The sequence below is a fragment of the Arachidicoccus sp. genome (assembly GCF_050436765.1).
Lineage (GTDB): Bacteria > Bacteroidota > Bacteroidia > Chitinophagales > Chitinophagaceae > Arachidicoccus.
Genome location: NZ_JBNQGD010000144.1, coordinates 1 through 11,888, shown reverse-complemented (window position 1 = coordinate 11,888; position 11,888 = coordinate 1). Strand labels below are relative to the sequence as shown.

Annotated in this window: 9 protein-coding genes; 7 read left to right on the top strand and 2 right to left on the bottom strand. The window is 36.8% G+C overall.

Going from position 1 to position 11,888, the window contains the following annotated elements; translation table 11 throughout:
* Nucleotides 1-78: 78 nt before the first annotated feature.
* Together ACQR30_RS06110 and ACQR30_RS06105 are read right to left on the bottom strand one after the other, a co-directional pair.
* On the bottom strand, nt 79-3,051 hold the full coding sequence (locus tag ACQR30_RS06110; RefSeq protein ID WP_429732754.1) for a SusC/RagA family TonB-linked outer membrane protein: 2,973 nt from the start codon (nt 3,049-3,051) through the stop codon (nt 79-81).
* Between the two features lie 519 nt (nt 3,052-3,570).
* Nucleotides 3,571-5,376, bottom strand: a complete 1,806-nt coding sequence (locus tag ACQR30_RS06105) for a M1 family metallopeptidase (RefSeq protein ID WP_429732751.1) — start codon at nt 5,374-5,376, stop codon at nt 3,571-3,573.
* 341 nt (nt 5,377-5,717) lie between these two features.
* On the opposite strand from ACQR30_RS06105, the gene pheT reads away from it, so the two are divergent.
* The 7 genes from pheT to ACQR30_RS06070 form a co-directional block, all read left to right on the top strand.
* The gene (pheT, locus tag ACQR30_RS06100) at nt 5,718-8,135 is read left to right on the top strand and encodes a phenylalanine--tRNA ligase subunit beta (RefSeq protein ID WP_429732748.1); all 2,418 of its coding nucleotides are present in this window, start codon (nt 5,718-5,720) and stop codon (nt 8,133-8,135) included.
* Between the two features lie 48 nt (nt 8,136-8,183).
* Complete coding sequence (locus ACQR30_RS06095) at nt 8,184-8,465, top strand: hypothetical protein (RefSeq protein ID WP_429732745.1); 282 nt, start codon at nt 8,184-8,186, stop codon at nt 8,463-8,465.
* A 7-nt stretch (nt 8,466-8,472) separates the two neighbouring features.
* Complete coding sequence (locus ACQR30_RS06090) at nt 8,473-8,766, top strand: cell division protein ZapA (protein ID WP_429732743.1); 294 nt, start codon at nt 8,473-8,475, stop codon at nt 8,764-8,766.
* Between the two features lie 217 nt (nt 8,767-8,983).
* Nucleotides 8,984-9,565 (top strand): TMEM175 family protein, encoded by a 582-nt coding sequence (locus tag ACQR30_RS06085; protein ID WP_429732741.1) that lies wholly within the window; start codon nt 8,984-8,986, stop codon nt 9,563-9,565.
* A 71-nt stretch (nt 9,566-9,636) separates the two neighbouring features.
* Nucleotides 9,637-10,929: a glutamate-1-semialdehyde 2,1-aminomutase gene (gene hemL, locus ACQR30_RS06080; protein WP_429732739.1), complete on the top strand. Its 1,293-nt coding sequence runs from the start codon at nt 9,637-9,639 to the stop codon at nt 10,927-10,929.
* A gap of 65 nt (nt 10,930-10,994) precedes the next feature.
* Complete coding sequence (locus ACQR30_RS06075) at nt 10,995-11,240, top strand: hypothetical protein (protein WP_429732736.1); 246 nt, start codon at nt 10,995-10,997, stop codon at nt 11,238-11,240.
* A gap of 30 nt (nt 11,241-11,270) precedes the next feature.
* A partial coding sequence (locus ACQR30_RS06070; protein WP_429732733.1) for a substrate-binding domain-containing protein occupies nt 11,271-11,888 on the top strand: 618 nt, incomplete at its 3' end.

Here is an 11,888-nt window from a genome sequence, read left to right as displayed (position 1 = left end):
CCTAGCCCAAAAACACAACGAGGCACTCTTTATAAAATGTGTCCTCTCACAAAAAGCTTCAGACAAATCATAAGACAGTCAAACGGCCCGAAGTTTTACAAAAGAAGATCCATATACATTCGCTTCCGAAATATTTCCTAACACATTACTATATAATGTTTGGAAATTATTTGCGCCACTAATTACAATATCATTAGCATCTCCTCCAGAGCCATTAGTAACTGTCGAAGCTTTAACACCCTTTATAATTAAGGTCTCTGTTCCCCTATTTGCAGTTTTTTGAGAGGTGCCATAAAGATTAATTAATCTATTTGCTCCAGAATAAATCTGACCTCCGTTCTTCCAATCTACTAAAAAACTTAATTTAATAGATTTATAACGTAATGCATTATTTATTCCCAGGATAAACTTAGGCGTTACAGATCCAATTACTCCGTCTTCACCCGTTAAAGGCATACCATAAGTCGAACTATTCTTGTCATCATCAATTTCAATTTCACCTTTATCGTTTCTGAGATAAGTCGTACCATAAATAGAAGGATAAGTATATCCAATAGCTGCACGTACTTGAGGATCGACAAATCCACCCAGATATATATTATTAACTCCTGGGGCTAGAGACACTACTTTATTTACGACTTTTGTGAAATTCGCATTAATATCCCATTGGAAATTTTTTGATTTAATCGGGGTAATGCGAAGACTTGCTTCATGCACTTTACTACTCATTTCACCAGCATTTTTTTCTATTGATGAATATCCCGTTGAACCCGCTAGAGGCACCGCAAATATTTGATCCTTCGTGTCTTGAGATGTATAAGTATAATCTATCCCGACTCTATTGTTAAAGAAGCTCAGATTTGTTCCTAATTCATATGAGTTTGTATTTTGAGGTTTCAAGTTCGGATCGTATAATGTCGAGCTTGGAGCAAATCCTATTACACCATTGAATGGAAATTCAATATCAGTGTATTGAAGAAACCCACTTCCGGAAGTATGCTTAACATAGACTGGTGGAATATATGACCCTGGTGCCCCAACTTGTGCATAAGAAGCTCTAATTTTTCCAAAAAAGCCTTTTCCTTTAAGCCCATTTAATTCACTAAACACCCAAGATAATGAGGCTGAAGGATAAAAGAAAGACCTATTTCCATTTGGCATCGACGACACTAAATCATTTCTACCTGTTAAATTTAAGAAAACCATGCTAGTCCAATCTGCTCCGGCTTGTGCATAAACACCAAAGGTCCTATTTTTATATACTGCTTCGGAAGCCGTCTGAGTACTTGCATTGCTTATGTTATCAAAACCAGGTATCACGAAACCACTTCCTGTTTCGGAAATATATCTTTGATAACTATCATTTATTTCGGAACCCAGTAAAGCATTTATATGCCAAATGCTATTTATTTTTTTATCGTAGTTAATATTCAACAAAGAATTAAATGTTCTATTTGTCAAGCCTCCGTTTGTAATACTACCAGTGGATCCACCAGAACCATACTCATTTAGTTCTTCTCTGTCTGTTGAGTATTGATCGATGCCAGCTTGATATTTTATACTTAACGATTTTACTGGGGTATACATTACGTAAGCATTTCCATAAACTCTCCGAGTAAGTTCGCTAAACAAATTATATTTAGTCCCCCAATAGGGATTATCAAATGTACCTCCTCTATATTGAATTTGTTGATATGGATTTCCCTCTACACTAATTGGTGTTCCTTTTAAATCGTAACTAGGAGGTGCTCCATATACTTCAAATAAATAACTATTATTTCCACTAGGTATTTTGTTAATATCAGTCGAAACATAATTTGCATTTGCTCCAATCTTTACCTTTGAAGACACATTAAAATCTCCAGAAAACTTAAAATTGTATCTGTTAAGTTTTGACGAAGGCATTATTCCTTTTTGATTAGTTGAACCAGCGCCTATATAATAATTACCTAACTCCCCACCTTGGGAAACACTTACATTATTGCTCGCTGTCAGTCCATTTTGAAAGAAATCTTTTACATTATCATATGCCTGTGGCAAAACCCACATTCCCTTATTTATGTTCCAATATTTCCCATTAGTTTCACTGGTTGGATTGTTATTATTATATTTATTAGGAACATTTCCTCCATATTTTGGATCATTCGGCAAACTTGAGATAAGCGGTCCCCAGGAAGTAGAAGCAGTTTGACTAAAAACACCGTTACTTCCTTGCGCATACTGATCTTGCAAATCTGGATATCGTGAAACTTGATCCATTTGCCAATTGGTCGAAAAACTGACTTGAGGTTTTCCTCCTTTTAAGCCCTCCCCTCTTTTTGTAGTAATCATAATTACGCCATTTGAAGCTCTTGTTCCATAAAGTGCAGAAGCTGCCTGACCCTCCAAGATACTGACACTAGCAATATCATTGGGGTCTATGTCAAGAGATCTACCAGAATAATCGGTACCTGTCACGCCGTTCCCCCCGACAGCATAATCTGAATTACTACTAATTGGCATTCCATCAACCACATACAGAGGTGAATTGTTATCAGAGAAAAAACGGGCGCCTCTAATAAAAATTTGGGCGGAGGCGCCGGGAAGACCACTAGATGGCCTTATTTCCACGCCCGCAACTTTTCCTTCTAATGCAGTCGCAAAATTTGGATTTGATCCTTGATTTACCTTATCTCCGCTGATCTCTTGAACAGAATACCCAAGTGCCTTTTTTTCTCGTTTCATCCCAAGAGCGGTAACAACGACCTCTTTTAAATCATTTTTACTTGTTTGTAATATAATTTCAATTCCATTTCTCGCAGGGACATCTTTTGTTTCATATCCTACAAAAGAGATTTCAAGTGTTTTACCTCTAGCGGCTTCAATTGTAAAAACACCGTCACCATCTGTTAATGTACCAACATTTGTGCCTTTAACTTTCACGGAGGCTGACGAGATAGGTTCTCCCATTTCATTTTTTACGGTTCCTCTTATAGAAACTTCTTGAGAGAAGGCTTTCCCAGCAAAAAGAAACAGTCCAAAACAGAACAGTAGTAATAATTTTTGTCTCATGTACTTTCTTTAATTATTAATTAATAATAGTTTGTCATTTCATCACTTTTTGTTTAGTTTTTCGAGCATAAACATTTGTTAGTTCTTCGTAGTGATTAAATTTGATAAATAACTAATTATACCTTGAAAATGAAGCATCTAAACTCAAAATGATGATGTGAAAATAGTTCTTCTTTTAAAATAATTAACACTTTCAGTTATTTTTTTTCACATTTTTTAAGTTAATATTTACCAAATAAATAATGTTATTTTTATTTAATGTTTTGTAAAACAAGTGATAGCAACCGTTCCGAGATAATCCAAATTTTAAAATTTTATCTTTTCGTAAAAAAACGAACGGTTGTTTTTTGTTTGCTATCCTGACGGCTTTTATTCAAAAAAATAGTAAATAACTGTATTATCCTTTTCAAAAATTGCAGGTTAATCAAGGTAGATTAGCCACCACAGGCCTATAAATTTTAATAAAAAACCGGAAACAAATGCTTACGGTTCGTAAATTTTTCGAATAAAAGATTCTCTCTATTTCACTTTCCACTCGTTGTCTTCTGGTGTATAGTCCATAAAGATATCTCCGTCTAAGCGAATAGACTGAATGGCTTGTTCAGAGGGAATTTTTATCTGCTGTTCTCGCTCATTATTTTTCCAGATAGACGGGGTTTTGTGTATTCTGGCAGTTTGCCCATCTGTATAGGTCATTACTATATCAAAGGGAATGGCAAAACCTCCCACATTTTTTATATCTACCATATAAGCACCATTTTGCTTTTTAACTCCCTTTATTTTTAAATCAATGTAATTATTGGTAAAAAACCAATTTTGAAAAAACCAATTCAGGTTTTCTCCTGCACCAGCGCTCATGGCATTAAAATAATCCCAAGGGATGGGGTGCTTGCCGTGCCAAACATCCATATAATGATGTAAGGCTTTTTTGAATAAAACATCACCTAACATATCTTTTAACGCTAAATAGCTCAATGATGCCTTTACATAGGAATTATTACCATACCCTGCGCCACTTACTTGCGTTGACATGCTAATGATGGGTTGGTCTTCTTCAGTTGATGGGTCACCAATCCAATGCCTTACCCTAAACGCTTTGTATTCAGCATCTGCATGTGCTTTGCCATATTCCTGCTGACCAATCAAATACTCAAAGGTGGTGGCCCAGCCTTCATCCATATATGCATAGCGTGTTTCATTGATACCCATATAAAAAGGGAAATAAGAGTGTGCCATTTCATGGTCTTGTAACATTTGCGCAAATGGCAGGTCATCTACATGAGAGTCATTGACCATCATGGGATATTCCATATCTGCAAAACCCTGAAACGCGGTCATCTTGGGAAAAGGAAAAGGAACGCCAGGGTACTGAGTGGAGAAATATCTCAATGCGTTTTGACCAAATGTTACGGAGTGGTGAAAGTCTTCTGAAGCCTCATTATAAGCCGCTTGCATACTCGTACGTCTTCCTGTCTTAACATCTACGACTGTACTTGCGCCATCCCATACATAATGATTACTTGTCGCAAAACAAACATCGGTAATATCATTTGCTTCAAATTTCCATATATTCCAACTATATTGTCTTGTTACCTTTTTCTGTTGCATTTCGTCCAGTGTAGCAATATGCAATACACTGTCTGAACTATAAGAGTCTTTCAGTCGCTGAGCTATCGCAGGTTGCAGCACTTCATCCGGATTTAAAAGATTTCCGGTTGCCCATACCACATAATCTTTAGGCACTTTAACATTCAGCCTGTAATCATTGAAATCGTTGTAAAATTCCTGCCTGTCGGAATGAGGCAGCATGTCCCATCCATTATAATCGTCATAAACAGACACGCGCGGATAAGAATAGGCGCAGTAGAAAGTAGTGGAATCAATCTGCCCTTCCCGACCACTCTGTTTTGACAAAGGGTAATTCCAATTAATCTTCAAACTGGCTGAACTGTGCGGAAGTATCGGCGTCTTTAGCCTTACAGCTCCAACGGTCCCCCAGTTTTTCGCATCTATATTATATTGTAAATCATTCACCCAGAAAGAAGTAATCGTGAGCCCGGAATCTAAGAAATCGGCGCTGACATACCCTGATCTTGGCGCTTCGGGTTTATGTAAATTATTGACAAACCTTATCGCAAGCATCTTCAAAGTATCCGGACTATTATTCGTGTAGTTTATCGTTTCTTCCCCTGTAACGAGCTTGGTTTCGGGTGAAACCATCACATTGATATCATAAACGCCTTTATTCTGCCAATAATTTTTGCCTGGATTTCCATCCAAAGAGCGAGAACCCTTTTCTACTGCTTTTTCGATATTTCGCGGCATATACAAATTTTGTCCTACCACCAAGTTAAGCGCAAGCAACAGTAAGCTTGCGAAGAGAAGGATACACTTTTTCATCCTTAAAAATTTTGTTTTTAATAATTATTGTCAGCTATTTTCTATTCAACTACAGAAATAAAAAACACCTGAACTCGAAAGAGATTTATTGTACTTTTCTGCCATAAATATAAGCAAAAGAAAATATCCCTATAAACATAGATTGACAAACGGTACAGAATCCTGATAAGAAGCAAAACATCTACTGCTCCATTATTAATTTATAATGTAGATTTGCAGTTCATTTTTTGTCGGTGCTTCCGTCAATTTTTTTAAAGACAACTTTAATGACAATTTCTTACAACTGGTTAAGCGAATATCTTCCGGAGAAAATAGACCCGGAAAAACTCTCTAGAATTCTTACTTCTATTGGTTTAGAGGTGGAAAGCATGGAAAAATATCAAAGTGTAAAAGGTGGACTAAACGGCCTGGTAGTTGGAGAAGTACTCTCTTGTGAACAACATCCCAATGCAGATAAACTTAAATTAACCACCGTAAATATTGGTAGTGGCGACCCGCTTAAAATTGTTTGCGGCGCGCCCAATGTTGCAGTCGGACAAAAAGTAATTGTGGCAACCGCAGGCACCACTATTTTTCCATCTTCCGGTGAACCACTTACCATGAAAATAGCGAAAATACGCGGAGAAGAAAGCTTTGGCATGCTCTGTGCCGAAGATGAATTAGGTTTGGGCGAAAGCCATGCAGGTATTATGATTTTACCTAAAGAGGTAAAAGTGGGTACACCAGCCTCTAAATATTTTTCAGTGTATGAGGACTATACTTACGAAATAGGTCTTACCCCCAACCGAATGGACGCAATGAGCCATATGGGCGTAGCGCGTGATGTCTGCGCTTATCTTACCCGTCATAACAATGGCAACTTCAAATATAAGACCCCTTCAATAAATGGGTTTAAAGCTGATAATAACCATTTACCATTTAACGTTTCTGTTGAAAACACAGAGGCAGCTCCACGCTATACAGGAATTTCCATCAGCAACATTACAGTGACTGCCTCTCCGGATTGGCTACAAAATAAATTAAAATCAATTGGCTTAAGACCCATCAACAATATTGTAGATATTACAAATTTTGTGTTGCATGAAACCGGCCAACCGCTTCATGCCTTTGACGCAGCAAAGATTTCGGGCAATTCAATCGTTGTAAAAAATTTACCCGAGGGAACCCCTTTTATTACCCTAGATAACAAAGAAGTAAAACTCTCAGCAAATGACTTAGTTATTTGTAATACAAAAGAAGCCATGTGTATTGCTGGCGTTTATGGCGGATTAAAAAGTGGTATTAACGATAACACGAAAAGCATTTTTCTAGAGAGTGCTTATTTCCATCCTTCCACCATTCGCAAAACTTCTATGCGCCATGGTTTACGTACAGATGCAGCCGCTCGTTTTGAAAAGGGTGTAGATATTTCCAGTACATTATATGCGCTCAAACGTGCCGCATTATTGATAAAAGAAATTGCTGGTGGAGAAATCAGTTCAGATATCGTTGATGTCTATCCTTTGCCAAAAGAGAGAGTGCAGGTTGCTTTAAAATATCATTATCTAAAGAAATTAAGTGGCAAAAACTATCACCACGATGCCATTATGAATGTCTTGGAAGCCTTGGGTTTTGAAAAAATAAAGGAAACACCTGACGAAGTATGGGTTGCTGTACCGCTTAGTAAACCCGATATTTCCCTGCCCGCCGATATTGTTGAAGAAATTTTACGAATAGACGGCTTGGATAATATTGACATTCCGACATCTATCCACATTACACCTTCTATAGATATGTTGAGTCTAAAAGAAGATACCCACGAAAAGATAGCCGGATTCCTGGTGGGGCAGGGGTTCAACGAAATAATGACCAACTCTATTACCAATAGTAAATATTATTCCGAAGAAGTATTGGCTTCATCGGTAAAAATGATGAATAGTCTTAGTGCTGATTTAGATTTAATGCGCCCATCTATGTTAGAAACCGGTTTGGAATGTCTTGCCTACAATTTAAATAGAAAAAACACCAATCTTCAATTTTTTGAATTTGGTAAAACATACAAAACTTCCGGTCCGGGCAAATATTTTGAAGAAGAGCATTTAGCTTTATATATTACCGGCAAAAACCATGAAGACGAATGGAAGGAAAAAGCAAAACAATATGATTTTTTCCGTGCTAAGGGCTTGGCGCAAAGCATTATAACACTTTGCGGATTTTCGAATATTAAATTTGTAACACTTGAAAATGAAGGCGGTATTTCTTTTTCCGTAAATAAAAAATATTTAGGCAAGGTAATTGAAGTAAGCAAAGGGGCCAGAGAAAAGTTTGATATAAAATCTTCTGTTTATTTTGTTGATATAGATTTTCAAGCATTAGTTGCATTAAAAGAAAAAGAAACAATATTATATAAGGAAGTTTCCCGCTTTCCTTCAGTACAACGGGATTTGGCGATGGTGGTAGATAAATCAATAATATTTGAAAATATCCATGCAGTCATTAAAAAATCTAATTTAAGTTTACTGAAAGAAACACGTCTATTCGATATTTTTGAAAGCGAAAAATTAGGTGATAATAAAAAATCGCTCGCTATAAATTTCACCTTTTTAGACGAACAAAAGACTTTGACTGACAAGGAAATCGACTCTATGATCAATAAACTTATTCAAGGTTTTGAAAAAGAACTCAATGCAGAAATTAGAAAATAGTTATACTTAGAGATTCTGATTTTTTACTTTTACTTTTTTACTTTTTTTATGGAGCAAACGCCACTTCAAGGACTAGAGGAAAAGTTGCAGCAATTGTTGCGGCGCTATGAACGCTTGCAAAATGAAAACCAAAAGCTAAAGAGTGAATTAGAAAATACACAAACTCAATTAGCGAAGACCAATCTTTCAATTAAAGCATTAGAGCAACAAAACGATGCACTAAAAGTGGGCGTACAACATTGGAACATAGAAGAAAAAAAAGTACTACAACGTCGAATTGATGGTTATTTAAAAGATATTGAAACCTGTTTAGCTCTATTAGACGCTTAGATTATTTATGGCAGAATTAATCGTTATACAAGTTTTGCTCGGTGACAGAACCTATCGGTTGAAAGTTAAAAAAACCGATGAAGAAATTGTACGCAAAACGGTAAAACTTGTAAACGACAAGATTTCAGAATTTAAACTAAATTTTGCCGGAAAAGATATGCAGGATTATATTTCGATGGCATTACTTTGGTTTGCTACTGAGCAAAACAAATCTGGTTCTTTTATGATCGAGCAACAAGAAACCCATCAAAAACTTAGTAGCCTCGAAAACCTATTAGACAAGCTTCTGAATGAAGAATAAAAGCAAACTTATCCTTGTCCTGATTCCAAGCCTTCATTAAAGCCGACTATCTCTATTTACTCAAGCGTCTATCTTCCCTGTGCTGGTACGCGGGACGACCCTTACATTTTTATCTAAAAATCTGGTTTTCACCAAACAGCTACGCTGTTATTACCAGAACAATTTGCTTATTTTTACTTCCATTAAGTATCCTTTTATTGATGTAACCTTTTCCTCCATGAATAAAAATCTTTTAGAGGCCTTTAGCGACGGAGTTTTCGCCATTATTATTACCATAATGGTACTGGAAATTAAAGTGCCACATGGACAAGATTTTACTGCACTCAAATCTTTGATACCTGTATTTTTCAGTTATGTACTGAGTTTTATTTATGTGGGTATCTATTGGAATAATCATCACCACTTACTGCAGTCCTCTAAAAAAGTTTCAGGAAGTATTTTGTGGGCAAATCTTCATTTGTTATTTTGGTTATCACTACTTCCATTTGCTACCGGGTGGACAGGGGAAAACCATTTTGCTCCTGCAACGATGGCCTTATATGGCTTTGTATTGTTAATGGCTGGTGTTGCCTGGTGGATTTTGGAAGTCAAACTACTAGCCGTCAATGGCAAGGATTCCGTTATAGCAAAGGCTATTGAAGGTCATCGATTTAAAGAAATAATATCTCCTACCGGCTACGCCATAGGGATTGCCAGCACTTTTTGGCACATTTGGGTTGCTGGTTGTATCTATATTCTTGTTGCGGCAATCTGGTTAATTCCCGACCGCAGAATAGAAAAAACCATAAACAACCTTTAAAATATTCTGATCTAATTTAGGCTACTTACTTAATCTTACTACCTTTAACCACAAAATATTTTAGGATAGATATGTACGAATATACTTCAAGCAAAACATTATTTGAACGCGCCCAACAAAGTATTCCCGGGGGCGTCAACTCACCTGTTCGCGCATTTAAAAGCGTCGGAGGCAATCCCATTTTTATTAAAAAAGCCAAGGGCGCATATTTATACGATGAAGATAACAATCAATACATAGACTTTATTGCTTCCTGGGGACCGATGATATTGGGCCACGCATTTGAACCGGTAATAGCCGCCATTCAACTAAAGGCTGAAGATTCCACTTCTTTTGGTGCACCCACTAAACTCGAAATTGAGATTGCAGAATTGATTAAAAGCATGACGCCCAATATAGACCTTATAAGACTGGTCAATAGCGGAACAGAGGCTTGTATGTCTGCCATTCGTTTAGCCAGAGGATATACAGGTCGAAATAAATTTATCAAATTTGAAGGTTGTTATCATGGCCATGCGGATATGTTTTTAGTAAAAGCAGGAAGCGGTGTTGCCACTTTTGGAATCCAAAATGTACCAGGCGTAACCGAAGGAGTAGCAAAAGACACACTTACTGCCCCTTATAACAATTTGGATGCGGTAAATAATTTAGTTGCAACAAACAAAAATGAAATTGCAGCAATTATTGTTGAACCCGTTGCGGGAAACATGGGTTGCATTTTGCCTGAACCTGGTTTTTTGGAGGGTCTGCGTAAAATATGCGATAAGGAGCATATCCTCCTTGTTTTCGACGAAGTAATGACCGGTTTTAGACTTGCCCAAGGAGGCGCACAACAAAAGCTGGGCATCAATGCTGATTTAGTTACTTATGGAAAAGTAATTGGTGCAGGTTTACCCGTCGGCGCTTTTGGCGGCAAAAAAGAAATAATGGAACATATTGCGCCATTAGGCAATGTATATCAAGCGGGCACACTAAGCGGAAATCCCTTGGCAGTAGTTGCCGGGCTGACCCTTTTAAAAGAATTGAAAAATAATGCCCATATTTATGACGAATTAGCCGCCAAAACCATTTACTTAAAGGATGGGTTAGCGGCGGTTTTCAACACTGCAGGAGTAGATGCTATCATTAATCAATATGGCAGTATGCTTAGTGTTTTTTTCACAAAAAATGAAGTAGTAGATTTCGAAACAGCCGCTACAACGAATACAGATTTGTTTAAAAAGTTTTTTCATGAAATGTTAGTGCGTGGTGTATATTTACCTCCATCGGCTTTTGAGAGTTGGTTTTTAAATAATGCGCTGTCTTATGAGGATTTGGACAAAACAATTGCAGCTGCTAAAGAAAGTTTAGAGAAGATTTTATAAAATTTTCGCTTTTGCTTTTGGTTAAAAAGATCTTTTTTGCATCTATAAAGATATAAACGTTTTTTATGGCTATAAATGAAGAGTTCAGAAAACAACAACGCAAGCGTTACCGTTCTATGCGCGCAGTCAAAGACATTGTAATGGCACTCATTATTTTGGGTATTGGTTTTTTAATGTTCTTTGGCAAACATTTTCATCTTTTGCAAGGTTTAATGGAAAGCAAAGACCCTTTAATTTTAAATATTTTTGGAAGCCTTTGTGTCTTATACGGAGGGTTTAGGCTTTATCGCGGTATTAAACATGAGTATTAAAAGTTAAAAAAAGGTGTTAAATAAATAAAAATGCTATTTTATAATAAACAAAAAAACGGGATTTTCTTTCATGCAACCAAATTTCTACTTATTTTTAGCCTCGCTCTTTGTAGTTTTTGTGCATGCAACAATAATGGGAATGGAAAAAAAGATCTGGAAGCCAATCCACAGCAAGGTACGTTAAGGCTTTTTGTAGATGAGTCTTTTCAGCCCATCATCAGCCAACAAATTATGGTTTTTGAATCCTCTTTCCCTCAGGCGCATATTATCGTAAAATATGAGCCGGAGGCAGATTGTTTTAGAGACTTTGAGAAGGACAGTTCAAACATGATTATAGTAGCAAGGGGGCTTAATGAACCAGAAAGTGAGTATTATAATAGTAAGTTAGGTCACCGGCCGCGTTTTTCAGTTATTGCTTTTGACGCTGTTTCGATGATTGTAAATGCACAGGCAAGCGATAGCGTGTTTTCCTTAAAAGAATTGAATAAGCTGCTTACAAGCAATGAAAAGCAGCCCTATCAAGTAATTTTAGATGGAGAAAATGCAACAAGCACAATTAGATATCTCTTAGACTCAATTACGTATGGAAAATCTTTTGGTAGTAATGTAAGTGGCGTAAAGGGGAGTAAGCAGGTGATTGATTTGGTA